Here is a 25,733-nt window from a genome sequence, read left to right as displayed (position 1 = left end):
ACGTCCCGCAGACCTGTGACGCGGGCGCATCATGTCGCGCGTCGCACCAGCTCCGGCTGGCCGCCGGTGGGCAGCGCGGCCAGGACGGTGGCGACCACCGGCGGCAGGGCAACGACCAACAGCAACGCGAGCCACGGCGTATGCCAGTTGGTCTCGACGTTGTAGGCGACGTAGCCGACGGCTGGTCCGATCCCGGCGGCCAGGCCGAGCGGGGTGGCCAGACCGACGATCAGCGCGGCCTGGCCGGCCCGGATGCGCCGGCGGATGTTCGGCGTGGCCCCGACGGCGACCATGGTGGCCAGGTCGCCGCGCATCTCCGCAGCCGCGAGCCCGACGGCGACCGTGCTTGCGATGGCAGTGACGATCACGCTGACCGTGGCGAGGATGGAGAACATGGTGCTGGTCTCGCTGACCGGCCGGCGCTGCGCGGCGATCACGTCCGGCACGATCGGCGTCCCCGGGACCTGGCCGGCGCGCAGCTGTGCCTGCAACAGCAGCTGGGTGGCGGCGGCAAGCTCGGCCGGGCGTGGCGGTCGGACGGTGTCGACGACGACGGCGTTGACCGCGGTGGTGAGGCCGAGCCGGCGAGCGGTGTCCGGCGAGACGAGCAGGCCGGGAAGGTCTGTGAAGTAGGCCCCAGTGGCGGCGGTGCTCGCCGGGAGCACCTGTTCGGCACCCCCGTCGGACGCCAGCGTCACCCTATCGCCGCTGACCAGCGTGTCGTTGAACGCCACCGCGCCACCCGCGCGGAGCACATCCGACTCCGCCGCCGTCGCCGCACGCCCGGTGACCAGCTGGATGACCTCGTCACCACCGACGGCGACGGCGCGCTGCTCCATGGCGGCCAGCGCGGAGCCGTCGGCGGTGTCCTCGACGTGCCCGCCCATCGGTACGAAGACCCGGCCGCCCGCCGAACCGGTCACGATCCGCAGCACGATGAGGTTACGGGTGGGCAGGGTCGACGCCAGGCGCCCCAGACCGTCCTCGCCCAGCAGCTCCACCGCCTCGGCCGGCAGCATCACCTGCCCCGGGCGAGCGTGCTGCCGCAGGGGCGTGATCTGCCCCCGCGCGTCGCCGACGAGCGTCAACGCCACCGTCCCTGCGACCGCGGCGGCCACCGCGGCCACCGCCGACGCGGTGCGCAGGGAGTGCCGCGCGGCGTGCCGGGTGGCCAGCCGGGCGGCAAGCGGCAGCACGTGCGCGGCGCGTCCGCCGACGCGGCGCACGAGCGCCGGTACGACGGCCACGATGCCGGCGAGTTGTGCGACGCCGCCCGCCGCGATGAGCTCCGGCCGCCCGTCCGGATTCGCGGTGTACCCCAGCAAGGCCGTCCCGGCCGCCGCGCACAGCAGCCCGCCGGCCAGCCAGCGCAGGTCGCCGGCGGAGCGGGACCGGTTCGCGCTGGTCTCGACCCGGACCGGACGATTCCCGGCGGTGCGCGCCGGAAGGTACGCGGCGAGCAGGCCGATCACGACCACGAGCAGCACGACCGCCGCGACCGGCACGGGCGGGATCGAGGTGTCGATCAGCGGGTGATCGGCGACCCGCTCGATCATCGGCCCGGCCAGCGTGAACGTCAGCAGCCCGAGCACGACGCCGAGCGCTGCGGCGGCGGCGCCGAGGACCAGGCCGGCGGCGACGACGACCCGGCCGACCTGGCGCGACGTGGCACCGACCGCGGACAGCATCAGCAACTGCTGCCGCCGGCGTCTCGCGCCGATCATGAATGCCGCGCCGGCGAGGAGGACCACCTGAGCGCCGGCGAACGCCACGACGACCGTCGTGGCGGCGGCCTCGATCGCCCGCTGCCGGCTGCTGGGTTGCAGAGCCTTCCGATCGACGTAGCTCAGCCCCGGCACGGCGGCGCCGGGCGGTGACCAGGATGCGGAGTCGCCGGGTAGGTCGACCAGCAGCTGCCGGTGCGCGCCGGCCGACAGCGGATCGTCCGCGGACACGATCAGCGCCGGGAGCCGCAACGACCTGCTCAGGTCCACGATGCCGACGACGGTCAGCTGCCGCGCCGGCATGCCGGCCTCGATCCGCCGGCCCACGTCGACGTGTAACTGCCGGGCCAGCGCCCTGGTCAGCGCCACCTCGGTGCCGTCCCGTGGTGCTCCACCGGCCCGCAGCACGTACCTGCCCTCGGCGATGACGCCGGTGACGTCGACGGCCTCGTAGTCGAATACGTCCAGCCCCTGCGGGGTCCGCACGATGGTCCTGCCGTCCGCGACCGGCTCGGTGCGGCTGCCGGCCGGCAGCGATGCGGCTGCGGCTGCCACGTCGTCGGCGCCGATCAGCAGGTCGGCCCGGCCCAGTCGAAAGGTCGCCTGCTGCGCGGAGGTGCCGCTGAGATTTCCCCACGAGACCACGAGGACGACGCCGGCATATGCCGGCACGAAGAGCATGAGCAGGATCAGCATGTTGCGGGTCTTGTCGCGCCATATCGATCGCCGGCCGATGCGCAGCGCGACACGCCACGAGCCGCCGTATCCCGACCTGGGCCGTAGCGCTGCCGGTGCCGCACTCACGAGGCGCCCCTGAGCAGGTGCTCGACCGGGACGCGTGGTCCGGTGGTGTCGGTGAGCCGGCCGTCGCGCAGGAAGATGGTGCGGTCTGCCCAGCCCGCATACCGGGGCTCATGCGTGACGAGGACCCCGGCCGCGCCGGCGTCGACCCGGCTGCGCAGCACCTCGAGGACCGCCTCGCCGGTGCGGGAGTCCAGCGCGCCGGTCGGCTCGTCGGCCAGCACCAGCCGTCGCTCGCCGATCAGCGCCCTGGCGATGGCGACCCGCTGCTGCTGCCCACCGGACATCTGGTCGGGGAACCGACGCGCCAGGTGGCCGACGCCGACCTCCGCGAGTGCGGCGAGCGCTTCCCGCCGGGCGGCACGGGCGCTCAGGCCCGCCAGTTCGCGCGGCAACCCGACGTTCTCGGCCGCGGTCAGGTCCGCGATGAGGTTGAGGTCCTGGAAGACGTAGCCGATCCGGTCGCGCCGCAACCTCGCCAGCTCGGTCGCGGTCAGGCTGTCCAGGGCGATGCCCTCCACGGACACCACCCCGGACGTCGGCAGATCGAGGCCACCGGCGACGGCGAGCAGCGTCGACTTGCCTGATCCCGACGGACCCATGACGGCGACCAGCTCGCCCGCACGGACCTCGAAACTCACCTCGTCGAGCGCCCGGACGTCGTCATCGCCGGAGCGGAAGGTCCGGCTCACCTCCGCGAACCGCAGCACGACGTCGCTCATCGCACGCCGCCTGCCGGCGGCTGCTCCGCGGCCTCCACGAGCGGACCCGACGGGCGATCGGCCGGTGCGTGCGCTGACGAACCGGCCGACGGCCTGCGGTGCAATACCGTGGCCTCGATGTGGTCGAGCCACCGAAGCTCGCTTTCCAGGGCGAACATCAGGTGGTCGAGCAGCAGCATCCAGGCCGGCTCCTTCGCCGGATCGGTGCGCCGGCGCAGATCGGTGTAGTCGCGCATCTGGCGCATCGACTCGACCCGCTGGGCCTGGACGATGCCGGCCACGTCCGCATGCGGCGTGGTAACGGCGATGGCCAGCTTCATCGCCAGTTCGCTGCGCGACCGGTCCGCGGTGGTCACCGGTGTGGCGAACCATTCGGCCAGCGCCGCCTGACCCTGCTCGGTCATGGCGTACATCGTCCGGCCCTCGTCGTTGTGTCCTACCGAGTCGACGAGGCCGTCGCGGTGCAGCCGCTCCAGCGTCGTGTAGATCTGCCCGACATTGAGCGTCCACATTCCGCCGGTCCGCGTGTCCAGTTCGGTCCGCAGCTGGTAGCCGTACTTCGGACCATCACTGAACAGCGCCAGCAGCCCCCAGTGCACCGCACCTCTCCGCATGACGGGTCACCTTACCAAGTAACTACTTACTCAGTAAACTGGACGTCCGGATCCTGCATCCGCCAGGCGACGGCGACCAGCCAGATCATCCACGCGAGGTCGAGGACGAAGGCCAGTACGATCAGGATCGTTTGCGTCGAGGTGAAGCCCTCGGAGCCGGCCACCCAGCCCTGCGCCAGGTAGGTGAGGCCGGACAGCCCCATCAGGTAGGCGATCGGCCGCGGGATTCCCTTCGCCCGCACGACCGCGGCCGCCAACAGGAGCAAGGCGAGGCCCAGCGCGAAGTCCTGGTAGCTCCGCATGCCCCACTCGAGCCAGCGGATCGCCTCGGCGCTCGCGAAGCGCGCCGGCTTCTCGGCGTCCGGGGCGCCGGCCCACGCGTCCACGGCGTGCTTGAGGGCGACCCCGTCCACCGCCTGGAGGATGGCGTACAGCGCCAGCGCCGCCACCGCCGAAGCGGCGCCGAACCGACTCGCCCATCGCGCCGCCCCAGCCCGGGCGTTCAGGGCGGAGAACAGGGCGAGCAGCCCCGCGAGCAGGATCGCCATGGCCGCGAACTGACCGATGTGCACGGCCGTCCAGGCCTGGCTGCCGGCGTACCCGGCGAACACCTCGGGGTGGTTGTTGGCGGGCCCACCGGTGTGGAAGTGGGTGACCACGATGAACAGGAGCTGTCCCGCGAGCAGCAGCGTGGCCGACAGGCGCAGTGACGCGCGATCGACCATCGCGCCGACCTTGCCGCGGGCGTGAGCGCCGCGGGCGGGTGACGAGTCGGGCGGGTTGGTGCGAGGACGAAGGGCGGACATGTGGACTCCTGACTGAGGAAGGAATCGGTCAGGAGCGAGCGTCGGTGCGTCGCCTTGCTGTGCGCTGACTGGCGGCTGGCCGACCGTGAACGGCTACGGACAGCGAACGGACAGCGAGTGGACAGTCATGGTTTCCGCGGCGCGACGACCTGGATCAGCCCACCTGCAGCACACCCGCCTTGACCTTCACCTTGCGGCGCCCCTGGAGCAGGAACGTCGGCGGCCGCCAGCTGATGTGCTCGGTCACGCCGTCCGCGTCAACGGCGTAGTAGCCGCTTCCACCGGTGCTCTGCAGGCCGGCACCGAAGACGACCACGATCAGACCGATGAGATAGAACTCGACGTCCTGGGTGAAGAACAGCAGCGTGAGGACATAGGCCAACCCGATGAAGCAGACGCTCAGGCCGAGCCGGCGGCGTGCGCGGTGCGTGGCGTAGACGATCCACGGCGCACCCGGAGCGTCGGACGGCGGAGCCCACGCGGCGTGCGCGACGAGGGAAGAGGGCAGCTGAAGGTTCATCGATTGCCTTTCGGGCTGTTCCTCGATGGGGAGAGGAAATCTAGCACCCCGCACGTCGTGCCGTGGTCCTCCTCGCCTCAGGCGTAGCGCTGCTACGAACGGGTAGGGCGACAGCATGGCGGAGCCCGGCCGGGAGGTGATCCCGCAGGCGGTGTTGAGCCCGCTGACCCGCGCTGCGCTGTTCCTTGTGCTGACCATCGACGCCGGGGGCGAGTCGCGGGCGCGGGCACTGCTGTCCGACCTGCCGGGCCTGCAGCGGGCCATCGGGTTCCGGGCGCAGGAAGGCGGGTTGAGCTGCGTCGCGGGGGTCGGCTCGCGGGCGTGGGATCGGCTGTTCGCCGGGCCGCGCCCCGCCGAACTGCACCCGTTCCGCGAACTCGCCGGACCGGTCCACCGGGCGGTGGCCACGTCGGGAGACCTGCTGTTCCACATCCGGGCACAGCGGCCGGACCTGTGCTTCGCGCTGGCGGCCGAGATCATGCAGCGCGTACGGGGCGCGGTGACCGTTCAGGACGAGGTCCACGGGTTCAAGTACTTCGACGTGCGCGACCTGCTGGGTTTCGTCGACGGCACCGAGAACCCGGTCGGTCCGGCGGCGACCGCCGCGGTGCTGATCGGCGCGGAAGACGAGCGGTTCGCCGGCGGCAGCTACGTCATCGTCCAGAAGTACCTGCACGACCTGCAGGCGTGGAACGCCCTGCCGGTCGAGGCCCAGGAGCTGGTGATCGGCCGTGAGAAGCTCTCCGACATCGAGCTGGACGACGCCGTCAAGCCGGCCGACTCGCACGTCGCGCTGACCACGATCACCGAACCCGACGGCACCGAGCGCCAGATCCTGCGTGACAACATGCCCTTCGGCACGGTAGGACGTGGTGAGTTCGGCACGTACTTCATCGGCTACGCCCGCACCCCGGCCGTCACCGAGCGGATGCTGGAACGGATGTTCCTCGGTGATCCGCCGGCGCGGCACGACCGGATCCTGGACTTCTCCACCCCCGTGACCGGCACTCTGTTCTTCGTCCCGAGCGCCGATTTCCTCGACGACCTGCCCGATGCACCCGTCGTCGCGGCGGCTGTGCCGGTCGGCGACGGTGCCGTCGATGCCGTTGCCGGTGCGCCCTCCGAGCACGCGATGCCGGCCCTGCGAACCCTCGGGATCGGTGACCTCAAAGGGAGCGACGACTGATGGACAACCTGCATCGGGAACTGGCGCCGATCTCCGACGCCGCCTGGGCTGACCTGGAGGATGAGGCGCGGCGTACGTTTCGCCGGCATGTGGCCGGTCGTCGCCTCGTCGACGTCGTGGGCCCGGCCGGGGTTGCGTTGCCGGGGGTGGGCACCGGGCATCTGCGGGGCATCGAGTCCCACGCCGACGGGGTCGCCGCTCGCGTCCGCCGTTCACAGCCGGTCGTCGAACTCCGGGTGCCCTTCACCGTCGACCGGGAGCAGGTCGACGACGTCGAACGTGGCGCCAAGGACGCCGACTGGCAGCCGGTCAAGGACGCCGCCCGTCGACTGGCGTTCGCCGAAGACCGCGCGGTCTTCGACGGATACGCCGAGGCCGGTATCGCCGGTATCAGCCCCGGCTCGTCCAACCCGGCGATCACCCTGCCGACGGACGTCCGCGACTACCCGACCGCCGTCAGCCAGGCCGCGACCGCGCTGCGCCTGGCCGGCGTCAACGGGCCGTACGCACTGGCGCTCGGCGCCGATGCGTACACCGCTGTCAGCGAGACCTCCGATCACGGATACCCGATCCGGGACCACATCGCCCGCGTCGTGGACGGCGAGATCATCTGGGCACCCGCCATCGGCGGCGCCTTCCTGCTGTCCACCCGCGGCGGCGACTTCGAGCTCCACCTCGGCCAGGACGTCGCCATCGGCTACCTCACCCATGACGCGACGAGCATCCAGCTGTACTTCCAGGAAACGCTGACCTTCCTGGTCTACACCGCCGAGGCCGCGGTACCGCTGCCGCCACCTCCGGCCGGGGAACACAGCGGCACGGCGTCCGCGGTGGTGCCGTAGACGAAGCGGTCCGGGCGCAGCACGGCCAGGGCGACGCGGTGCCGGTGAAACCAGTCGCCGAGCACGCCGTTGACGTCGACCACGTTGACCACGTCGTGGGCCGGGGTGCTCGGCGCGCCGGACGAACCGGTCGGCAGGACCCGGACGAACGTCGCCGCGGGACCCGCCCAGGTGGCCGCCGTCCGCGCGTCCACGGCCGGGCCGATCACCGTGAAGGCCGGGCCCAGCACGTGCTCCAGCAGGCGCGGGGTCGTGCTGCCCGGGGTCGTGACCTCCGGCTGGGGAAACATCGTGCCGATCGGGCCCTTGCGAACGCCGCCGGACAGCATGCCCGTACGCAATGCCGGGGCCGGCTTGAACTCGAAACGGCGCACGAAGCGGCGGACCCGGGGCACGATCTGGACGCCGCGGAGCACCGCGTCGCGCGCGGCGGCGGCGTAGCGGTTGCGGACCAGGAAGACCTTGCCCAGGCGGAGGCTCGTGACCGCCATCTCCTCGGTGTGCGGGCGCCGTTCGGCCTCGTAGGAGTCGAGCAGGTCCGGGCCCGCCGCGCCGTCCGTGCCCTCGAGGACCAGGGCGAGCTTCCAGGTGAGGTTCGCGGCGTCGCGCAGGCCGCTGCACAGGCCCTGGCCCAGGAACGGCGGCATCTGGTGGGCCGCGTCGCCGAGCAGGAACACCCGTCCGCTCCGCCACCGCTCGGCGACCAGGTGATGGAAGGTGTAGACGACGGCGCGGGTGACGGTGAAACGGTCCGGGTCGACGTACGGGGCCACCAGACGGGCGATCGTCTCCGGGCCCCAGAACCCCAAACCGCACGGCGTTTCCGTCGGCGTTCCCGGCACGGACCCAGCGATGGTACCCGGCCCGGGTCCGCCGGGCGCGGTTCCCGGCCTGCCGGGAAACCGTTCCCGAGCCACCCGGGAACACGGAGACGCCTCGGCGGGAGCGGCCGGCGCGAATCGGGAACGCAAGCCCTGGGCCGGTGATCCCGGCGCGTTCGACGCTGATCGGGCAATCACCGCCACCGGGAGGCCGTCATGAGGACCATCCGCTACACCGCTGCCATCGCGACCGTCATCATGTCCCTGCTCAACCTGCCGATCGCGCTCGACCCCGCGGGCGCCGGCCTGGCGGCCCCGGTCGCCTGGCTGATCAGCCTGCTCGGCGTCGCCGGCATCGTCGCCGCGATCGGCCTGTTCCGCTCCGCCGCCTGGGCCACTCCCGCGGTGATCGCCGTCGGCGTGCTCAACCTCATCGGCGCCATCGCCGCGCTCGTCAACAACAGCCAGGGCGCCGTCATCGGCCTGGTACTCAGCGCCGTCGGCACCGCCCTGGCCGTCACCTATGCCAGCAGCCGGGCGGCGAGGACCCCGCGGGCCGACTGACCACCTTCTCGCAGAACGGAGGACGCACCGTGCGGACCGACATCACATCGATCGAGGCTGCGGCGAAAGCCGGCAAACCACCGAAGGACGTGCGCGGCTTCTGGCGGATCCTGCTCGCGATCGTCGCGCCGCTGCCGATGCTCGCCCAGGGCCTGTACTACGTCCTGTCGCCCTGGGACAGCAGCGCCGCGTTCCAGCAGACCGTGCACGACACGGCCGACCACCTCAGTCTCATCGGGGCCCTGCAATGGATCGAGACGCCCTTCCTGGTCGGGCTCATCCCCGCCACATTCGCGGTCGCCTGGGTCGCACGCCGCCGCGCACCGCGGCTGGCCACCGCCGGCGCGGTGCTCGCCCTGCTCGGCGACCTCGCCGGATTCCCGCTTATCCCCAACGGCGACCGGCTGACCTACCTCACCGCGAGCAACAACTTCGACGTCACCGCGATGGCAGCGCTGTCCGACGCCGAGGACAACTACCTGCTCGGGCAGCTGGGCGGCCTGCTGTTCATCATCGGCATCACCATCGGGCTGCTGCTGCTCGGGCTCGCGCTGTGGCGCAGCCACGCGGCACCGGCATGGATGGGCTGGGCGCTGGCCGTCGGCGGCTTCACCCACCCCTTCGTCTCCGGCATCGTCCCGGGCTACATCGCCCAGGGCCTCGGACTGTGGGTCGCCGCGGTCGGGTTCGCCGGCGCCTCCTACGCACTCCTGCGTATGCGCAACGACGAGTTCGACCTGCCGCCCGGCCCTACCGCCTAGCCAGGGTGGCGACGACGTGCTGCCGCAGTCTCCCGGACCCGGAGACTGCGACAGCCGCGCACACCCGGCCGTTCCCGCGCCGTGCTACAGCGCCGGCGTCGTCCAGATCGGAAACCAGCGGCTGAGGTCCGACTCGAGCGGAAGCTCGCCGCTGAGCTGCGCACGGGCCTGCAGCTCGAGGGCGTTGTCGCGGGTGTGCGCCCCGGAGGGGGCGAACGGGTAGAACGTGCCGCGTTTGAACAGGTAGACCAGGCCGAGCCGGCGGCGGTCGGCGGCGCCGACGAACCCGATGATCGTGCACAGCAGGCTCGGCCCGTAGCCGGCGTCGGCGAGGGTGCTGTTCACCGCGTGCAGGTCGGTGACGAGGCCGGCCAGGTCGCTGCTCTCGTGCCGGCCGGCGATCCAGGTGTAGCCGTACTCGTCCTGGCTGACGGCCACATGCGCCCCGCGGTCCGCGGTGAGCAGCGCGACCGCGTCCGCCTGGGCCTGCGTGGCGGCCTGGCCTTCGGCGGGTTTGAAGCAGACCGCGCCCACGCCGGTGGGGACCAGGTCCAGGGCCGCCTGCAGGGTGGTGGCCGCGGCCGGTACCGCGAACAGGGCGTCGAGGTCCGGCTGGACCGGTCTCGTGCGCCCCAGCAACGCGTCGAGGAATCTCATGCGCTCGGTGCCGCCTCTCCGAGTTCGGCCGAGATCTCGGCCAGCTGGTCCAGGCGCTGCTGCAGGCTCGGATGCGTGGACAGCAGGGTCGACAGGCTCGGCCGCGCCCCGACCGCGGGGGTGAAGAAGAACGCGTTGAACGCCTGCGCGGTGCGCAGGTCGCGGGTGGGAATGCGGGCGATCTCGCCGGTCACCTTCGTCAGGGCCGAGGCGAGCACGGAGGGACGGCCGGTCAGCGTCGCGCCGGCGCGGTCGGCGGCCAGCTCCCGATAGCGGGACAGGGCCCGGATCAGCAGGAAGCTCAGCGTGTACACCACCGCGGAGACGAGCATGACCAGCATGACCAGCAGGTACGTCTGGTCGCCGTCGCGGCGGCGCCCGCCGAACAGCTGCGAGTAGAACATGAAGCGGGTGACCAGGCCGGCCAGGACGCCGAGGAACGAGGCGATGGTCATGACCGCCACGTCGCGGTGTGCGATGTGGGACAGCTCGTGGGCGAGCACCCCTTCCAGTTCGTCGGTGTCGAGGCGACGCATGATGCCGGTGGTCACGCACACCACCGCGCGCTCGGTGTTGCGCCCGGTGGCGAACGCATTGGGCAGATCGGTGGTGGCGACCGCGACGCGCGGTTTGGGCATGTCGGCGGCGGCGCACAGCCGGTCGATGATCCCGTGCAGACGGGGCTGCTGCTGCGCGTCGACGACCTGGGCGCGCATGGCCACCAGGGCGATCCGGTCGGAGCACCAGTACTGGACGGCCAGCACGCCACCCGCGATGAGCACGATCAGGACCCACGACTTGAGCAGCGCGATCAACACGGCGACGAACGCCACGTACACCAGCCCGAGCAGGAATACGGTCAGCGTCATGCGCGCGGTCAGCTGGCGGTCGGGACGGAACCGTGTACGCATTGCCGGCTCCTCAGCCCGGGATGAGGCCCTCGTCGCCCAGCAGCGCGGCCACATCCGCCAGAGCGCTGTCGGGCGCGGGCAGGACCAGGTTGGAGACGGTCAGCACGTCGTCGGGCACGGAGGTGCCGCGCTGACGGACGACGGCGAGCAGATCGCCCAGCCGTGTGCGGAACGCGGTCGCGTCGCCGGCGTCGACGGCCGTCTGCACCGAGGCGTCGAGCACGTTGAGTTCGGTCAGCGCGGCCTCGGGCACGTCGTACTGGCCTTCCCCAAGAATCCTGATGATCATCGCTGGGCCTCCTCGTCCGGCTTTCCCCCGCTCACCGCGCGAAGTTCCGGACGGCCGCCGACGGCCGGCGTCGACCGGCCGGCCTTGAGCGCCGCGAGTTCGCGGTCGACCCCCTGGTCACCGCGCGCCGCATCGAGCGCGGCCTGCAGGTCGTCGCGGCCGGCGGTCGTCGCGGTGGCGTCCTGCAACGCGCCCGAGGCGAGGAGGTCGTCGATCGCGCCGGCGCGGGCCTGCATCTGCGCGGTCTTGTCCTCGGCGCGCTGAACGGCCAGACCGACGTCGCCCATCTCCTCCGAGATACCGGAGACCGCCTCACCCACACGGGTCTGCGCCTCCGCCGCGGTGTAGGTGGCCTTGATGGTCTCCTTGCGCGTGCGGAACGCCTCCACCCGGGCCTGCAGCCTGGTGGCGGCGGTGGTGAGCTTGGCCTCCTCGGCGTTCAGTGCGTCACGCTGGGCGGTGATGTCGCCCATCTGGGCGGTGACGGCGGCCCGGCGCGTCAGGGCCTCCCGGGCGAGGTCGTCGCGGCCGAGGTCGACGGCCTGCGCGGCCTGTTCCTGCAGCCGGTCGGCGCCCTGCTGCAACTGGGTGAGTTGCAGGTCGAGGCGTTTGCGGCTGGTGGCGACGTCGGCCACGCCGCGGCGGACCTTCGTCAGCATCTCCAGTTGGCGTTCGTAGGAGTAGTCGAGCACCTCGCGTGGGTCCTCGGCCCGGTCGAGGGCCTTGTTGGCCTTGATCCGAAAGAGATTGGCCAGGCGGCGGGCAATACTCACGACAACTGTCCTTTCTCTCGGTGCCGTTCGGCTTGACCGCACGGCCCTGAGCCGGTGGACGCTCATCTCCAATCTTGCTGCCCACTGGAAGAGCGGCGAATCCTAGCCGGAACTCGGCATCGCGTCCCGGACTGCCGAAATCTCCGAAAAGCCCGCGAACCACGATGTACGGTCATGACCGGCCAGGCCGCATCGCGCCTGGCGGGTGCAGCTGAGCTCTCTGCAGCGGAAGCGGGTGTGGAAGGAAGTGCTCAGAGGCTTCAAGAACTTCCTCATGCGCGGCGATGTGATCGTCGTCGCCGTGGGTCTGGTGACCGCTCTGGCGTTTTCCACGCTGATCAAGGCATTCACCGACTTCATCATCAACCCGATCATCGCCCGGTTTCAGGGAGGCTCGGCCGTCGGGCTCGGCTGGCAACTCGGCGGGCCGGGAAACCATGCGACCTACCTCGACATCGGGCAGTTCATCTCGGCGCTCATCTACTTCATCATCTTCATGGCCGTCGTCTACTTCCTGATCGTCGTGCCCTACAAGCGCGTCCAGGCTCGGCGGGGTGTCACCGTCTTCGGTGAGCCCGCGGCCATCAAGACCTGCCCGGCCTGCCTCTCCGACGACCTCCCGGCGGCAGCCAAGAAGTGCCGCTACTGCGGCACCGAGCAGCCTCCCGTCGCTTCTCACTGACGTTCATCACCGGGCATCCTCGGGCCGGCGCCGGACCCTCCGGGTCGCGTGCGCCGGCCCGCTCGTCGTCATGCCGGCGTGGATTGTGACCGCCGGCTTCCGCGGCGCCGCCGAGCATCCTCGGCCGGCGCCTGCCGCAACTGTTGACCGGGAAGCAACTGCCGCCGCCGGGCGCCCCTGGGCCTGGCCGGGTTGCCGCTCGCCGCCGCCCTGGCTCCCCTGCGGGCGGCCGCGCAGCCTGCCGTCGACCGGCCGACGCTGGTCGGGGAGATCAGCGACGGCCCGGCGCTCGCCCCGCCCGTCACGTGCGATCGGTTACCGAAATGTGTCCTTGACCTTGGAGGCTTCGCGTGGGACTTTGTATCGCAACTTAATGAAGTAGGTGGACAAAGTGCCGTTGGCGAAGCATGGGGCCGGGCGGGATCTCTCCCGGTCGGCGGTGCTCGCGCTCCTGGGGAGCCGCGGGCCCACGTCCCGCGCGGACATCGCGCGTGAGCTCGGGCTCAGTCCAGCAGCTGTGTCGCAGATCATGCGCCGGCTGCTCGAGCAGCGGATGGTCGAGGAGGTCGCGCAGGCGCCGTCCAGCGGCGGGCGGCCCGGATCGCTCATCGGACTCGTCGGCGAGGCCGGCCGGGCGCTCGGGGTCAAGGTCGCGGCCGACCACCTCGTGATCGTCAACGTCCGCCTCGACGGGCAGATGCTCAGCAGCACCACCCTAGCGTTCGACGCGATGACCCCCGACGCGCTCACCAAGCTGGGCGCCGAGCTGGCACCCCACACGCACACCGACCCCGGGCTGCCCAAGCTGCTCGGCGTCGGCGTGGCGGTGCCGGGTGTCGTGCCGAGCCCCGACAAGGGCATCGTCGACGCGGACGTCCTGCAGTGGCGCCGGCTGCCGGTCGGTCGGCACCTGCGCGGAGTGCTCGGGTTGCCCGTCGTGGTCGAGAACGACGTCAACGCCCTCGCCGTCGCCGAGGTGCTCTACGGCCACGGCCGCGAGGCGGACGACTTCCTCGTGCTGACCATCGGCCGCGGCATCGGCATGAGCATCGTCGCCGACCGTTCGGTGTACCGGGGCGGCAAAGGCGGCGCCGGTGAGTTCGGGCACGTGCCGATGGACGACGAGGGGCCGCTGTGCCAGTGCGGGCGGCACGGCTGCCTGGAAGCGTGGCTCGGCGAGCCGGCGCTGGAGCGCATCGCCCGCGAGCGTGGCGTGATCGGCCCGCGGCAGGGGTTCGCCGCGCTCGTCGCGGCCGCCGATCGCGGTGACGGGCAGGCCGCCGAGATCTTCGCCGACGCCGGGCGGCTGCTCGGCCGGGCGGTCGCCGGCGCCGCGAACATGCTCGACCCGGAGCGGATCGTCATCGCCGGCGAGGGGGTGGCGCACTGGATCCACTGGGACGCCACGTTCCGCGCCGAGTTCGCTCGCCGCCAGTTGAGCGGCGGCGACGGGATCGCCGTGGTGGTGCACACCTGGGACGACAGCAGCTGGGCGCAGGGCGCGGCGGCGCTGGTGCTCGCCGCGCCGTTCGACCTCGACGGCTTCGGCGGCGAACAGGCGAACCTCGTCGTCGCCCGCCTGCACGGCAGCATCGACGGCACCGACGGGACGGTGGAGTGATGACCGGGCCCCGCGGCGTGCGCAAGGCCGGCATCGTCGCGCTGTTCCTGCTGCCCAGTGCCGTGCCGCTGCTGCTGTTCACGATCGCGCCGATGTTCGGCGCGGCGTGGATCAGCCTGCACACCTGGAACCTCCAGTCGCCGATGCGGTGGACCGGCCTCGACAACTACGCCCGGCTGCTCGGCGACGCCGGCACCCGCGACGCGCTGCTGCACACGCTGTACTTCCTGGTCCTGTACCTGCCGCTGGTCTACGTGCTGGGCCTGGCGCTCGCCGTCGGGCTCAACCGCCGGTTCCCCGGGAGAAGCCTGCTGCGCTCGATGTACTTCCTGCCGGTCGTCACCAGCTGGGTCGTCGTCGCGCTGACCTGGAAGTGGCTGCTGAACCCGGCCAACGGCTTGGTGAACCACGCCCTGGAGGCGGTCGGCATCCCCGGGCCGGGCTGGTGGGCGTCGGAGGGCTGGGCCATCCCGTCCGCGGTCGTCGCGTCGGTCTGGAAGGACGCCGGATTCGTCATGGTGATCCTGCTGGCCGGCCTGCAGAGCATCCCGGAGGAGTACCTCGAGGCCGCCCGCCTCGACGGCGCGTCGGCGTGGCAGACCTTCTGGCGGGTCACGTTCCCGCTGCTGACCCCGTCGAGCTACTTCGTCGTGGTGATCTCGCTGATCAGCGGGTTTCAGGTCTTCGACCAGATCTACGTCATGACCGGCGGCGGGCCGGCCGGCGCGTCCCGGCCGCTGGTCGAGGAGATCTACGACCTGACGTTCCGCTACGGCGACGCCGGCGGCGCGTCGGCCCTGAGCCTGCTGCTGTTCGCGCTGATCCTGGTGGTCACCGTCGTCCAGCAGCGCCTGCAGCGCCGGTGGGTGACCTATGTCTAGGCGGCTGCTCATCGCCTTGCTCGCCGTCGGCGCGCTGCTCATGATCTTCCCGTTCGTCTGGACCTTCGTCACCTCGATCACCGCCGGCGGCGACGTCCTCACCACGCCCCGCCTGATCCCCGAGAAGGCCGGCCTCGACGGGTACCGCAAACTCTTCGAGGCCCTGCCGTTCTGGCGGATCACGGTGAACAGCTTCGTGCTGGCCGTGGTCTCCACCGCGCTGCTGCTCATCACCAGCTCCACGGCGGCCTACGCCTTCGCGCGGCTGAACTTTCCCGGCAAGAACGTCATCTTCGTCGCGTACCTCGCGACGCTGATGATCCCCATGCAGGTGCTCGTCGTGCCGCTGTTCATCGAGGTCCGCGCGTTCGACCTGGTCGACACGTACGCCTCGCTCATCGTCCCGACGATCGCCTCCGCGTTCGGCGTCTTCCTGCTGCGCCAGTCCGTCGCCGTGCTGCCGAAGGAGCTCGACGAGGCGGCGTTCGTCGACGGCGCCGGGCACATCCGCATCTTCCTGCGGATCACACTGCCGCTGATCCGCCCCGCCCTGGTGACCTACGGCCTGTTCGCGTTCATGTCCAGCTGGAACGCGTTCCTGTGGCCACTGGTCGTCATCCGCTCCCGCGAGTTCATGACCCTGCCGCTGGGCCTGGCCAGCCTCAGCGGCGAATACACCATCCAGTGGAACGCCATCATGGCCGGCTCGGTGGTGAGCATCGTTCCCATCCTCGCCCTCTACGCCGTGGCGCAGAAGCACATCGTGCAGAGCGTCGCCCAGGCCGGTCTCAAGTAACCAGACACCCCCCGATTGTGAGGCTCAGCATGTCCGCTCGCCCCCGGCTCCGTTTACACCGGGCCGCCGCTCTGATCGCCGTCGCCGCGCTCGCGCTGGCCGGATGCTCCAAGGGCTCCGCCACGAAGGACACGTCCGAGGGCGGCGTCACCACCGTCCGTTACCTGACGTTCTCCGCCGCGCCGGACCACCTCAACGACCTCAACGGCATCGTCGACGCGTTCGAGAAGGCCAACCCCGACGTCAAGGTCTCCGTGCAGACCGCGCCGTACAAGGACTACTTCACCCAGCTGCAGACCTCGATCGCCGGCGGTACCGCCCCGGACGCCTTCGAGCTGGACTACCAGAACTTCGTCACCTACGCCCAGGCCGGATCTCTGGCCGATCTCGCCGGCCCGGCCGCCAACGACAAGACGTGGCAGCCGTCGGTGCTCTCGCCGGCCGCGCTCGACGCGTTCAAGCACGGCGGCAAGCAGTACGGACTCCCCGAGTCCTTCTCGACCGTCGTGCTCATCTACAACAAGGCGCTGTTCGACGCCGCCGGCGTGGCCTACCCGACGGCCGACTGGAAGTGGTCGGATGAGGCGGCCGCCGCGCAGAAGCTCACCGACAAGGCCAAGGGCGTCTACGGCGACTTCCAGCCGGTGAGCTTCTACGAGTTCTACAAGGCCGTGAACCAGGCCGGCGGCTCGTTCCTCAGCCCCGACGGCAAGTCGGCCACGTTCAACAGCCCGGAGGGCGTCGCCGCGGCGAAATGGCTCATCGGCAAGCCCGGCACCACGATGCCGACGCTGACCGAGATCGGCAACACCCCGGACTTCGACACCAACCTGTTCAAGTCGGGCAAGCTGGCGATGTGGCACAACGGGAACTGGCAGTTCGACACGCTCAAGGACGTGCCGTTCGGCTGGGACGTGATGGTCGAGCCCGGTGACGCGCAGAAGGCCAGCGCCGTGTTCCAGAACGGCGTCGCGGTGTCGGCGAAGAGCAGCCACCAGGACGCCGCGTTCCGCTGGCTGAACTTCCTCACCACGTCCGAGCAGACCGTCACCGCGCGGATCAACTCGTCGTGGGAGCTGCCGCCGCTCGCCGACGCCTCGAAGCTGTCCGGCTACCTCAGCAAGACGCCGCCGTCGAACCGCAAGGCCGTCATGGACGCGCTGGGCAAGCAGTCGCTGCTGCCGGTCATCGCCAAGGAGCAGGAGATGCAGGACATCGTCAACAACGCCCTGACCAAGGCGGCCGGCGGCGCGGACCTGCAGAAGACCCTCGACGACGCGGCCAAGCAGGTCACGGCACTGCTCTAGCAAGCGACCGGGACACCCCTGGCAGGGATCTAACAGGATAAGGAACAGCACATGCGCGACCTGGTCGAGCACAGCATCAAGGTGATCACCCGCGAGCAGGCGCCGACCGGCGCCTACCCCGCCTGTTCGAACTTCCCCGTGTACGGCTACGCATGGCTGCGCGACGGCGCGTTCGTCGCCGACGGTCTGCGGGCCCACGGCATCGTCGACGGGCCGCGGGCCTTCCACGAGTGGACGGCCCGGGTCGTCGGCGACCGCGCGGGGCGGATCGAGGCGGTCGTCGCGGCGCTCGCCGCCGGTGAGGAGGTCGACCAGGCGCGGTTCCTGCCCACCCGCTACACCCTCGACGGCGCCGACGGGTCGGAGTCCTGGTGGGACTTCCAGCTCGACGGCTACGGCACCTGGCTGTGGGCGCTGGAGCGGCACTTCACGGGGACCGCGGACGGGACCGCGGACCCCGCGTTCGCGGCGGCGGTCGCCCTCACGGTGCGCTACCTCTGCGCCACGTGGCGACTGCCCTGCTACGACTGGTGGGAGGAGCACGCCGAGCAGGTGCACGTCGCCACGCTCGCATCGGTCGAGGCCGGGCTGCGCGCGGCGCTGCGCACCGGACTGCTCGGTGACGGCGACGCCGCGTCGGCGCTGTCCACCGCCGACGCGATCGCCGCGGTCATCGCCCGGGAGGGCAGCGTGGACGGGCGGCTGCGCAAGTGGCTCGGCTCCGACGCCGTCGACGGCAGTCTCCTCGCCGCCGTCGCACCGTTCCGCGTCGTGGACGATGCCACGGCACAGCGCACGGTCGCCGCCGTGGAGCGCGACCTCCTCGACGGCGGCGGCGTGCACCGATTCCGGGCCGACGTGTTCTACGGCGGCGGGCGGTGGCCGGTCCTCGCGGGGCTGCTCGGGCAGGCGTACCTCCGGCTCGGTCGCCCCGACGACGCCGGCCGCCAGCTCGCCTGGATCGCCGGTACCGCCGCGGACAACGGCGACCTGCCGGAGCAGGTCAGTGACCGGCTGCTCCACCCGGAGCACCGCCGGGAGTGGCTCGAACGGTGGGGCCCGGTCGCGACCCCGCTGCTGTGGTCGCACGGCGCATTCCTGTCCCTCTCCGCCGAACTGGGGGTGACCCTGTGATCCGGCACCGGCCCTTCGGCTCCGGCCACGCCTACCAGCCGTCCATCGACCAGCGCCTGCCGGTGCGGCCCCTCGCGGGCGAGCCGGTAAACCTCGGCGTCGCCGCCGCCGCGTCCGTCACGGCGGTGCGCTGCGAGTGGGACGGCGGCACGTTCGACCTGCACCGCGAGGGCACGCCGACGGGGCCGACGGCCGGGGCCGAGGGGCACCTCGCCACGGCCGCCGCCGGGCAGCGGGGCCGCAGCGTCCGCTGGGCCGCCGACAGCCCGCCACTGCCCGCCGACCGGCGGGTCCGGTACCGGTTCGTCGCCACCGACGGCACCCGCACCCGTCACACCCGATGGTTCGACGTCAGCGGCGCGGCCTGGTCGCCGGCCGGCGGCACGCTCACCACCCACGGAACGAGCCGCCTCGTGCCGGACACCACCTCGTGGCTCATGAGCCCCGACGGGGTCCACCGGGTCCGGTTCGCGCTGCGGCTCACCGCCGACGAGCACGTCGTCGGGTTCGGGGAGCGCTTCGACCGGCTCGACCAGCGCGGGCACGCGCTCGACGCGACGGTCTTCGAGCAGTACAAGGGCCAGGGCGCGGCCGGGCGCACCTACCTGCCGATGCCGTTCGCGCACGTCCTCGGCGGCTCCGGCTGGGCGTTCCACGTCGACACCGCCGAGCGGACCTGGTTCGACGCCGGCGCGGACCTCTGGGTCGAGGCCGACGTGGTGGACGGACACCTGGACGTCCGCTTCTACGACGGCACACCCGGCGAGACCCTGCACCGGTGGCTCGGCGAGGTCGGCCGGCCGGAACCGCTGCCCGACTGGGTGTTCCGGCTGTGGGCCAGCGGCAACGAGTGGAACACCCAGGAGCGGGTCGCCACCGAGATGGCGCTGCACCGCGAGCACGACGTCCCGGTCGGGGTCGTGGTCGTCGAGGCGTGGAGCGACGAGTCGACGTTCGTGGCGTTCCGCGACGCGCGGTACGAGGTCCACGACGACGGCCGCCCGCACCGCCTGGCCGACTTCACCTTCCCGCCGGACGGCGCCTGGCCCGACCCGAAGGGCATGGTCGACGACCTGCACGCCGACGGCGTCAAGGTCGTGCTGTGGCAGATTCCCCTGCAGAAGATGCGCCCCCACCCGACCGGCCAGGCCGCCGCCGACTCCGCCACCATGGTCGCCCGCGGCTACGGGGTGCGCGAAGGCGACGGCCGGCCGTACCGCAACCGTGGCTGGTGGTTCCCGACCGCGCTCATGCCGGACCTCACAAGCGCCGAGGCGCGCGACTGGTGGCTGGCGAAGCGGCGGTACCTCGTGGAAGACGTCGGCATCGACGGGTTCAAGACCGACGGCGGCGAACACGCGTGGGGCCACGACCTGCGCTACGCCGACGGCTCGGTCGGCGCCACCGGCAACAACCGCTTCCCCGTGCACTACGCCGCGGCCTACGGGGCCCTGCTGCGCTCCTGCGGCAAGGCGCCGGTCACGTTCAGCCGGGCCGGCTTCACCGGCTCACAGCCGCACGGCGTGTTCTGGGCTGGCGACGAGGACTCCACGTGGGAGGCGATGCGGTCCTCGCTGCGGGCCGGCCTGACCGCGGCGGCGTGCGGGATCGTCTACTGGGGCTGGGATCTGGCCGGCTTCTCGGGACCGGTCCCCTCCGCCGAGCTGTACCTGCGGGCCACGGCGATGTCTGCGTTCCTGCCGATCATGCAGTACCACTCGGAGTACAACCACCATCGCAAACCGTCCCGTGACCGCACCCCGTGGAACGTCGCCGCGCAGACCGGCGACCCTCGGGTGCTGCCGGTGTTCCGCCGGTACGCGCACCTGCGCGAGCGGCTGGTGCCGTACCTCGCCGCCTCGGCGGCCCGGACGATCGAGACCGGCTGGCCGCTGCTGCGCTCGGTGTGCCTGGTCGCGCCGGACGACCCCCGCGCGTGGCAGCACCCGTACGACTATCTGCTCGGCGACGACCTGCTGGTGTCGCCGGTGGTCGAGGAGGGCTCGACGACCCGGTCGGCCTACCTGCCGCAGGGACGCTGGCTGGACCTGCGGACGCACGAGGTGCTGGACGGCGCCCGCGAGGTGGAGGTCCCGGCCCCGGCCGACGAGATCCCGGTCTGGTGCCGCCTGGAAGCAGCGGATCGCCACCGCGGCCTGTTCACCGCCGGCTGACCCGGAGACCCGACGACGGCGAGGAAGCCCCGGCCGACCTGACTTCGGCCGGGGCTTCTGCCGGTGTCCGTCTACTGGCCGGCAGCGGCTCGCTTGATCAGGTCCGCGACCGCGTCGGGGCGGGACTCGTAGATGGCGTGGCTGCCGGGCACCTCGACGACGGTCGAGCCGGCGCGCTCGGACATCGCCCGCTGGGCCGGCGGGGGGATCATCCTGTCGTCGGTGGCGACGAGGTACCAGCTCGGCTTGGCACGCCAGGCCGGCTCGGTGACCGCGCCGGCGAGCGCGTCCAGACCCCACGGTACCTGCGAGTCGGCGAGGAACGCGGCGCGGTCGGCGGGCAGGTCCCCGGCGAAGGAGCCGTGGAATTTGTCGCGGTCGAGGAACAGGAAGCCGTCGACCGGGGGCAGGATCGGCGGGACCGGGGCGCCCGGCGGCGGGTCGGCGATGAGGGTGTTGACGGACTCACCCTTGTCGGGCGCGAACGCGGCGATGTAGACCAGCGCCGCGACCTTGTCGTGGGTGCCGGCCTCGCTGATGACGGCGCCGCCGTAGGAGTGACCGACCAGCACGGTGGGTCCGTCCTGCAGGTTGAGAATCTGCCGGGTCGCGGTGGCGTCGCCGGCCAGCGACAGGGTGGGGTTCTGCACGATGCTCACGTGGTAGCCGTCGGCCTTGAGCAGCTCGTACACCGCCTGCCAGCCGCCGCCGTCGACGAAACCGCCGTGCACCAGCACGACGTTGCGAATGGGGTCACCGGTACTCATTGTTCATTCCTCCTCCGAAGTACTGGTGCCACGCTAGATCCGGCCGCCGGCCCGCCGATTGCGTCATTTGACTTGGATCTGACTTGGATCGCCGCCGCTTCAGCGCATGAGCGGGAAGGTCGTCCACCGGTTCGCGTCCGTGGTGACGTACACGGTGGCGGGGCCCGAGATCGCGATGTACGCCAGCCCGGGCCCGGCGCCCGCGGTCGGGGTGTCGATGCCGACCTCCGGCGGGGTCGACCGGGTGAAGTGGGCACCGCCGTCCCGGCTGATCCAGGCCCCCGCGGGCTCGCTGTCGGCGAGCAGCAGGGCACCGTCCGAGGTGGCGGTGAAGTCCCGGACGTGGTCCGTCACCGGCATGTCGGTCGTCACGTCCTGCCAGGTCCGGCCCGCGTCGGCGGTGCTCAGGACGTGCATGGGTGCGCCGCTGTCCGGGGTGTAGGGGACATAGGCACGGTGCCGGTCGACGGCGAACACGCCTTCCGCACCGGTCTTGGCCGGCACGGGACTGGTCTGCCACGTCGCGCCGCCGTCTGCGCTCCAGCCCACCGCGGCGCTGTCGAACCGGGTGCCGAACAGCGTCGCCCACAGGATGCCGTCGGCCTGCTGGTACGCGGTGATCCGGAGACCGGCCGGCGACGAGATCAGCCGGTACACCGCGCCGCTGGACGTGTCGACGGCGTACGGCGTCGCGCTGTGCGTGAAGCAGCGCGAGGAGCCGCAGTCCATCACCCGGGCGGTGGACGGGAACGCGGCGACGTCGACGAACGCCGACGCCGCGGGTCGCCACGTGTGCCCGGCGTCGGTGGTCAGGTAGTCGGCGCCCTGCACGCTCGCGAGATACGTCTGCGCGTCGATGACGAACGCATCGGGACCGGCGGACGGGTCGAGCGGGTCGCACTGGCTCGCCGGCGCCGGACCGCTGGCCGCGCTCCACCCGCGACCGGCATCCGTGGTGAAGGCGAACCGCAGCTCGCACGGTCCGGCCCAGACGGCGACGGCGGTGTCCGGCGAGAGCAGCGTGAGCCTCGTCGGCCTTGACGCGGTCAGCGGCGGGGGTGGCGGCGTATCGGTGAGCGGCAACGAGGGCACCGATACCCGGGGCGGCATCGTGAACACCATGCCGGCGGCCACCAGCGCCGCGACGGTGAGCGCCAGGCTCGCCGTGCGACGGCGGCGACGCCGCGCGGCCCGCGCGTACAGCTGCTCCAAGGGGTACTGCCGCACGGCGTCCGCGACGCGTGTCCGGTCGAACGGCAGTTGGTCGATGTCAGTCACTCGTGCTCCCCGAAAACGTCGGTTGCGCGCCGGCGGCGCCGATCGTGGTTCGCTCCGCGGTGGGTTGCTCGTCGGCCAGCAGCGCCGCGAGTGCGCGGCGGCCCCGGGACAGCCGCGACTTCACCGTGCCGATCGAGACGCCGAGCACCTCGGCCACCTCCTCGACCGGCCGGTCCGCGAGGTAGTGCAGGGCGATCGCGTACCGCTGGCCGACCGGAAGCCGGCGCAGCGCGGCCATCAGCGTCACGTGCTCCGGTGACGGGTCGGGCACCACCGGCACGGGCCCGGCCCGGCGCAACAGCGTCTCGAGGACCATCCGCCGCCGAAACCGGCTCCGGCTGATGTTGATCGCAACCCGGCACAACCACGCCTCGGGGTTGTCGAGACGCTGGAACCGGCGCGGATCGGAGATCGCGCGGACGAACGCCTCCTGCACCGCCTCCTGGGCCTCGCTGAGATCGCCCGTCACCGCGTACAACTGCACCACCAGGCGCTGAAAACAAGCCGCGTAGACCTGATCGATCACGTCGCCGTCGGGCACCGTGGACTCCTCCCTTTGGCTATCCCACTCACGGGACAGCCGCCAGGTTCCACCTCCGGCGAAAGAATGTGCTGTCAGTCGCCTTTCATGAGGGGGCGCAGCAGTGCGGTGAGCCGGCCGGCGGTCTGGTCGTCGAGGCGTCCGTCGTCGTGCAGCTCGTTGATCTGCTTCTGCAGTTCCTGGGCCGTCTTGCGCACCTTGCCGCGGCCGGAGCCCTGGCGCAGGTCGTTGAGCTTGCCGCGCAGCTTCTCCGCGGTGCCGGAGTCGATGCTGCCGGCGGCGAGACCGTCGGCGATCGCGGCGTCGAACTGGTCCGCGATGGCCCGTGCGGTGGTGGCGGTCGGGATCGGGGACGCCGTCGCGGAGGGGGGCGCCGGCGAAGCCGTCTGGGTCTGGGTCGGCGGGCCCGACTGGGCCAGTTGCGCCGTTTCGCCCGCGGGACGGGACACCAGCATCGCGATCACGACGACGAGGGCGAGGCCGAGCACCACCACCGCGCCGACCAGGCCGGCCAGCAGCGGTCGTGGCATGCGTCGCGCAGGAGGCGCAGCCGGTTCGACGCCGAACGCCGGCAGGTCATGCTCGATCATGGTGGGCGGGTGCGGCAGCGGCGCCGAGCCGACGGCGTGACCGGGGCGTGGGTTGGGCGTGACCGGCGGCTGGTCGCCCACGACGGTCGGTAGGGCCGGCGTGACCGGCGGCGGCTGACCGGCGGCCGCGGCCAGGCCCTGCGCCACCGCTTCGGCGGTGGGCCGCTGGGCCGGATCGGGCGCCATGCAGGCCATGCACAGCCGGCGCACCTGGCGCGGCAGCCCGTCGACGTCCGGGGGCGGCACCGCCGCACCGGCCAGGTGCGCGGACGCTGCCTCCGCCCAGGTGGTCACCGCGCCTGGCCGGTGCCCGGTCAGCGCCTCGTACAGCAGCACGCCCAGGGCGTAGACGTCGCTTTCGGGCGACGCCGCGCCCGGCCGGAGTCGCTCCGGCGCCGCATACGCCGGGGTGCCGACCAGCCGGCCTCCGTCGGCGGCCGGCTCGCCTCCGCCCAGCGCGGCGATGCCGAAGTCGAGGATCTTGGCGCCGGCCTGGGTCAGCATCACGTTGCCGGGCTTGACATCGCGGTGTACCACACCGATGCGGTGCGCGGCGGCCAGCGCCGCGGCGACCTGAGCGACCACGATGGTCGCCTGCTCCCACGGCAGCGGTCCGAGCCGCAGCCGGTCGGCGAGGCTCTGCCCTTCGACCAGCTCCATCACCATGTACCCGGCCACGGCACCGCCCGGCAGCGTCATCTCACCGTAGTCGTACACCTGGGTCACGTGCGGGTGGGCCAGGCGGGCCGAGGCGCGCGCCTCCGTCCAGGTCGCGGCGCGCAGCAGCGGATCCATGGCCAGCGCGGTGGTGAGTACCTTCACCGCCACCGCGCGGCCCAGGACCAGGTCATCGGCCCGCCAGACCTCCGACATGCCGCCCGTCCCGATCCGCTCGCGCAGCGTGAACCGGTCGTGGATGCGCGTGCCGGCGGACAACGCGGACATGGGCACGGCTCCGCCAGAAGCATCCGACCACGACATCGGGCGGCTCACCGGTGCCGGGCGATCGTCGTGAGGGCGTCCATGGGTCGTGAGCCTGCCTCGTCGTGTCGGCCTGCCTCGCTGGGCGAGGCATGGAACTGCTGGAACGTCATGCTTCGGGTGCGGGTCCGGCGCGGACCAACCCTGTAAGGAGCGTTTCGGCGCAGCGCGGTGTTACAGCGCGAGCGCGACGCAGGCGAGCAGCAGCACGCAGTTGGCGATCTCCATGAGGCCGACCCGTTTCGGGGTCCAGCCGCGGCCGGGTAGCAGCGCCGCTCGGAGCAGCAGCACCGCGAACAGCGCGCCGGCCCAGGGGCTCAGCCATGCGGCGACCACCAGGGCCAGGGCATGGTAGCCGATCGACCACCGCCGGTAGGCGGCGTTGCCGCGCTCGCGGATCATGGTTTTGACATAGCAGACAGTACCGGCGAAATAGGCCAGGCACAGCAGGAACGCCTCGAAGACCGCGGCCGGTGCACGGCCGGCGACGGTGGCCACGACCAGCGCGATCAGGCAGCTCTGCGCGACCGAGGCGAGGTCGTTGAACGTGCTGCGCTCGCGGCGGCGGGCCGCGTACCAGGCGTTGAGGCCGAACAACGCGGCGTAGGCGGGCGCATACCACAGCACCGCCGGGCGGGCGGCCACGACGAGGGCGGCGAGCGGCGCGGCGATCCCGCCGTACAGCCACAGCTGCGCCCGGTAGCGGCTCGGCCGGCGGGACTTGACCGCCTGGAACACGTAGTAGGACAGCAGGTACCCGGCGAGCCAGGCCCCGAGCAGCGGCAGGTCGGGCCAGCGGTACCCGGCGGCGAGCAGCCCGGCGAGGTAGGGCACGGTGAGCATCGCCCACGCACCGTGCTGCGGCGGCAGAAACCGGCGCCGGCGGCCCGCGGCAGCGCCCCGACCCGACCGGCCCGACCGGCCCGACCGGCCCTGCCCGGCCGTGGCGGTCGGGGTCGTCGGGGTGGCCGTGTCGCGCATGGTGACCTC

The 25,733-nt window shown here is 71.9% G+C and carries 26 protein-coding genes; 11 read left to right on the top strand and 15 right to left on the bottom strand.

The features are described from left to right. Positions 1-29: 29 nt before the first annotated feature. From ACGFI8_RS30920 to ACGFI8_RS30900, 5 genes are all read right to left on the bottom strand, one after another. Positions 30-2,528 carry an FtsX-like permease family protein gene (locus ACGFI8_RS30920; RefSeq protein ID WP_392810290.1) on the bottom strand — a complete coding sequence of 833 codons (2,499 nt, stop codon included), beginning with the start codon at positions 2,526-2,528 and terminating at the stop codon, positions 30-32. Beyond that, positions 2,525-3,247, bottom strand: coding sequence for an ABC transporter ATP-binding protein (locus tag ACGFI8_RS30915; protein ID WP_392810288.1), 723 nt, complete (start codon positions 3,245-3,247; stop codon positions 2,525-2,527). The genes ACGFI8_RS30920 and ACGFI8_RS30915 overlap by 4 nt, the downstream gene beginning before the upstream one ends. Continuing rightward, the gene (locus tag ACGFI8_RS30910; protein ID WP_392810286.1) at positions 3,244-3,861 is read right to left on the bottom strand and encodes a PadR family transcriptional regulator; all 618 of its coding nucleotides are present in this window, start codon (positions 3,859-3,861) and stop codon (positions 3,244-3,246) included. Before ACGFI8_RS30910 ends, ACGFI8_RS30915 begins: the two co-directional genes overlap by 4 nt. Before the next feature lie 26 nt (positions 3,862-3,887). After that, positions 3,888-4,667 (bottom strand): DUF4386 family protein, encoded by a 780-nt coding sequence (locus ACGFI8_RS30905; protein WP_392810284.1) that lies wholly within the window; start codon positions 4,665-4,667, stop codon positions 3,888-3,890. Positions 4,668-4,821: 154 nt separating this feature from the next. Continuing rightward, the gene (locus tag ACGFI8_RS30900; RefSeq protein WP_392810283.1) at positions 4,822-5,187 is read right to left on the bottom strand and encodes a hypothetical protein; all 366 of its coding nucleotides are present in this window, start codon (positions 5,185-5,187) and stop codon (positions 4,822-4,824) included. Positions 5,188-5,302: 115 nt separating this feature from the next. On the opposite strand from ACGFI8_RS30900, the gene ACGFI8_RS30895 reads away from it, so the two are divergent. Together ACGFI8_RS30895 and ACGFI8_RS30890 are read left to right on the top strand one after the other, a co-directional pair. Then, positions 5,303-6,373 (top strand): Dyp-type peroxidase, encoded by a 1,071-nt coding sequence (locus ACGFI8_RS30895; protein ID WP_392810281.1) that lies wholly within the window; start codon positions 5,303-5,305, stop codon positions 6,371-6,373. Beyond that, positions 6,373-7,215, top strand: coding sequence for a family 1 encapsulin nanocompartment shell protein (locus ACGFI8_RS30890; RefSeq protein ID WP_392810280.1), 843 nt, complete (start codon positions 6,373-6,375; stop codon positions 7,213-7,215). The genes ACGFI8_RS30895 and ACGFI8_RS30890 overlap by 1 nt, the downstream gene beginning before the upstream one ends. On the opposite strand, the gene ACGFI8_RS30885 is transcribed toward ACGFI8_RS30890, so the two are convergent. Beyond that, positions 7,134-8,057, bottom strand: a complete 924-nt coding sequence (locus tag ACGFI8_RS30885) for an FAD-dependent monooxygenase (RefSeq protein WP_392810278.1) — start codon at positions 8,055-8,057, stop codon at positions 7,134-7,136. The two genes, ACGFI8_RS30890 and ACGFI8_RS30885, sit on opposite strands and share 82 nt — an antisense overlap. A gap of 195 nt (positions 8,058-8,252) precedes the next feature. Between ACGFI8_RS30885 and ACGFI8_RS30880 the strand changes: the two genes are divergently transcribed. Both ACGFI8_RS30880 and ACGFI8_RS30875 read left to right on the top strand, forming a co-directional pair. Beyond that, positions 8,253-8,600, top strand: a complete 348-nt coding sequence (locus ACGFI8_RS30880; protein ID WP_392810277.1) for a hypothetical protein — start codon at positions 8,253-8,255, stop codon at positions 8,598-8,600. Positions 8,601-8,629: 29 nt separating this feature from the next. Continuing rightward, positions 8,630-9,361: a hypothetical protein gene (locus ACGFI8_RS30875; RefSeq protein ID WP_392810276.1), complete on the top strand. Its 732-nt coding sequence runs from the start codon at positions 8,630-8,632 to the stop codon at positions 9,359-9,361. An 84-nt stretch (positions 9,362-9,445) separates the two neighbouring features. Here ACGFI8_RS30875 and ACGFI8_RS30870 read toward each other — a convergent pair whose 3' ends face one another. The 4 genes from ACGFI8_RS30870 to ACGFI8_RS30855 are packed head-to-tail and all read right to left on the bottom strand — an operon-like array spanning position 9,446 to position 11,991. After that, complete coding sequence (locus tag ACGFI8_RS30870; protein WP_392810274.1) at positions 9,446-10,018, bottom strand: hypothetical protein; 573 nt, start codon at positions 10,016-10,018, stop codon at positions 9,446-9,448. Then, positions 10,015-10,929, bottom strand: coding sequence for a zinc metalloprotease HtpX (gene htpX, locus ACGFI8_RS30865; protein ID WP_392810273.1), 915 nt, complete (start codon positions 10,927-10,929; stop codon positions 10,015-10,017). Before htpX ends, ACGFI8_RS30870 begins: the two co-directional genes overlap by 4 nt. Positions 10,930-10,939: 10 nt before the next feature. After that, a complete protein-coding gene (locus ACGFI8_RS30860; protein ID WP_392810271.1) occupies positions 10,940-11,218 on the bottom strand; it encodes a hypothetical protein in 279 nt (92 codons plus the stop codon). Further along, the gene (locus ACGFI8_RS30855) at positions 11,215-11,991 is read right to left on the bottom strand and encodes a PspA/IM30 family protein (RefSeq protein WP_392810269.1); all 777 of its coding nucleotides are present in this window, start codon (positions 11,989-11,991) and stop codon (positions 11,215-11,217) included. The genes ACGFI8_RS30860 and ACGFI8_RS30855 overlap by 4 nt, the downstream gene beginning before the upstream one ends. A gap of 235 nt (positions 11,992-12,226) precedes the next feature. Between ACGFI8_RS30855 and ACGFI8_RS30850 the strand changes: the two genes are divergently transcribed. From ACGFI8_RS30850 to ACGFI8_RS30820, 7 genes are all read left to right on the top strand, one after another. Then, positions 12,227-12,673 (top strand): MscL family protein, encoded by a 447-nt coding sequence (locus tag ACGFI8_RS30850; protein ID WP_392810267.1) that lies wholly within the window; start codon positions 12,227-12,229, stop codon positions 12,671-12,673. 391 nt (positions 12,674-13,064) lie between these two features. Then, entirely contained in the window at positions 13,065-14,294 is a 1,230-nt protein-coding gene (locus ACGFI8_RS30845; protein WP_392810266.1) for an ROK family protein, read from the top strand. Beyond that, positions 14,294-15,175, top strand: a complete 882-nt coding sequence (locus tag ACGFI8_RS30840; RefSeq protein ID WP_392810264.1) for a carbohydrate ABC transporter permease — start codon at positions 14,294-14,296, stop codon at positions 15,173-15,175. The genes ACGFI8_RS30845 and ACGFI8_RS30840 overlap by 1 nt, the downstream gene beginning before the upstream one ends. Continuing rightward, positions 15,168-15,971: a carbohydrate ABC transporter permease gene (locus ACGFI8_RS30835; RefSeq protein WP_392810262.1), complete on the top strand. Its 804-nt coding sequence runs from the start codon at positions 15,168-15,170 to the stop codon at positions 15,969-15,971. The genes ACGFI8_RS30840 and ACGFI8_RS30835 overlap by 8 nt, the downstream gene beginning before the upstream one ends. A 29-nt stretch (positions 15,972-16,000) precedes the next feature. Next, a complete protein-coding gene (locus ACGFI8_RS30830) occupies positions 16,001-17,278 on the top strand; it encodes an ABC transporter substrate-binding protein (RefSeq protein ID WP_392810261.1) in 1,278 nt (425 codons plus the stop codon). A 51-nt stretch (positions 17,279-17,329) separates the two neighbouring features. Further along, positions 17,330-18,412: a glycoside hydrolase family 15 protein gene (locus ACGFI8_RS30825; RefSeq protein WP_392810260.1), complete on the top strand. Its 1,083-nt coding sequence runs from the start codon at positions 17,330-17,332 to the stop codon at positions 18,410-18,412. After that, complete coding sequence (locus tag ACGFI8_RS30820; RefSeq protein ID WP_392810258.1) at positions 18,409-20,586, top strand: TIM-barrel domain-containing protein; 2,178 nt, start codon at positions 18,409-18,411, stop codon at positions 20,584-20,586. Before ACGFI8_RS30825 ends, ACGFI8_RS30820 begins: the two co-directional genes overlap by 4 nt. A gap of 71 nt (positions 20,587-20,657) precedes the next feature. On the opposite strand, the gene ACGFI8_RS30815 is transcribed toward ACGFI8_RS30820, so the two are convergent. The 5 genes from ACGFI8_RS30815 to ACGFI8_RS30795 all read right to left on the bottom strand — a co-directional run bounded on the left by ACGFI8_RS30815 (position 20,658) and on the right by ACGFI8_RS30795 (position 25,724). Next, complete coding sequence (locus ACGFI8_RS30815) at positions 20,658-21,353, bottom strand: alpha/beta fold hydrolase (RefSeq protein ID WP_392810257.1); 696 nt, start codon at positions 21,351-21,353, stop codon at positions 20,658-20,660. Between the two features lie 99 nt (positions 21,354-21,452). Further along, on the bottom strand, positions 21,453-22,631 hold the full coding sequence (locus tag ACGFI8_RS30810) for a hypothetical protein (RefSeq protein WP_392810255.1): 1,179 nt from the start codon (positions 22,629-22,631) through the stop codon (positions 21,453-21,455). Beyond that, positions 22,624-23,172, bottom strand: coding sequence for a SigE family RNA polymerase sigma factor (locus tag ACGFI8_RS30805; protein WP_392810254.1), 549 nt, complete (start codon positions 23,170-23,172; stop codon positions 22,624-22,626). Before ACGFI8_RS30805 ends, ACGFI8_RS30810 begins: the two co-directional genes overlap by 8 nt. Positions 23,173-23,246: 74 nt before the next feature. Next, positions 23,247-24,707: a protein kinase gene (locus ACGFI8_RS30800; RefSeq protein WP_392810253.1), complete on the bottom strand. Its 1,461-nt coding sequence runs from the start codon at positions 24,705-24,707 to the stop codon at positions 23,247-23,249. Positions 24,708-24,917: 210 nt separating this feature from the next. Beyond that, the gene (locus ACGFI8_RS30795; protein ID WP_392810251.1) at positions 24,918-25,724 is read right to left on the bottom strand and encodes a YwiC-like family protein; all 807 of its coding nucleotides are present in this window, start codon (positions 25,722-25,724) and stop codon (positions 24,918-24,920) included. Positions 25,725-25,733: the final 9 nt, after the last annotated feature.

Source organism: Dactylosporangium sp. NPDC048998 (assembly GCF_043197855.1).
Taxonomy (GTDB): Bacteria; Actinomycetota; Actinomycetes; order Mycobacteriales; family Micromonosporaceae; genus Dactylosporangium.
The sequence above is the reverse complement of the archived record's forward strand: the minus strand, read 5'-3'. Positions and strand labels throughout refer to the sequence as shown.

Excerpts from the sequence above, each read along its gene's own strand:
- ACGFI8_RS30915 (WP_392810288.1), bottom strand. The coding sequence starts at position 3,247 with ATGAGCGACGTCGTGCTGCGGTTCGCGGAGGTGAGCCGGACCTTCCGC.
- ACGFI8_RS30910 (WP_392810286.1), bottom strand. The coding sequence starts at position 3,861 with ATGCGGAGAGGTGCGGTGCACTGGGGGCTGCTGGCGCTGTTCAGTGAT.
- ACGFI8_RS30905 (WP_392810284.1), bottom strand. The coding sequence starts at position 4,667 with ATGTCCGCCCTTCGTCCTCGCACCAACCCGCCCGACTCGTCACCCGCC.
- ACGFI8_RS30900 (WP_392810283.1), bottom strand. The coding sequence starts at position 5,187 with ATGAACCTTCAGCTGCCCTCTTCCCTCGTCGCGCACGCCGCGTGGGCT.
- ACGFI8_RS30895 (WP_392810281.1), top strand. The coding sequence starts at position 5,303 with ATGGCGGAGCCCGGCCGGGAGGTGATCCCGCAGGCGGTGTTGAGCCCG.
- ACGFI8_RS30890 (WP_392810280.1), top strand. The coding sequence starts at position 6,373 with ATGGACAACCTGCATCGGGAACTGGCGCCGATCTCCGACGCCGCCTGG.
- ACGFI8_RS30880 (WP_392810277.1), top strand. The coding sequence starts at position 8,253 with ATGAGGACCATCCGCTACACCGCTGCCATCGCGACCGTCATCATGTCC.
- ACGFI8_RS30870 (WP_392810274.1), bottom strand. The coding sequence starts at position 10,018 with ATGAGATTCCTCGACGCGTTGCTGGGGCGCACGAGACCGGTCCAGCCG.
- htpX (WP_392810273.1), bottom strand. The coding sequence starts at position 10,929 with ATGCGTACACGGTTCCGTCCCGACCGCCAGCTGACCGCGCGCATGACG.
- ACGFI8_RS30860 (WP_392810271.1), bottom strand. The coding sequence starts at position 11,218 with ATGATCATCAGGATTCTTGGGGAAGGCCAGTACGACGTGCCCGAGGCC.
- ACGFI8_RS30840 (WP_392810264.1), top strand. The coding sequence starts at position 14,294 with ATGACCGGGCCCCGCGGCGTGCGCAAGGCCGGCATCGTCGCGCTGTTC.
- ACGFI8_RS30835 (WP_392810262.1), top strand. The coding sequence starts at position 15,168 with ATGTCTAGGCGGCTGCTCATCGCCTTGCTCGCCGTCGGCGCGCTGCTC.
- ACGFI8_RS30830 (WP_392810261.1), top strand. The coding sequence starts at position 16,001 with ATGTCCGCTCGCCCCCGGCTCCGTTTACACCGGGCCGCCGCTCTGATC.
- ACGFI8_RS30825 (WP_392810260.1), top strand. The coding sequence starts at position 17,330 with ATGCGCGACCTGGTCGAGCACAGCATCAAGGTGATCACCCGCGAGCAG.
- ACGFI8_RS30815 (WP_392810257.1), bottom strand. The coding sequence starts at position 21,353 with ATGAGTACCGGTGACCCCATTCGCAACGTCGTGCTGGTGCACGGCGGT.
- ACGFI8_RS30800 (WP_392810253.1), bottom strand. The coding sequence starts at position 24,707 with ATGTCCGCGTTGTCCGCCGGCACGCGCATCCACGACCGGTTCACGCTG.
- ACGFI8_RS30795 (WP_392810251.1), bottom strand. The coding sequence starts at position 25,724 with ATGCGCGACACGGCCACCCCGACGACCCCGACCGCCACGGCCGGGCAG.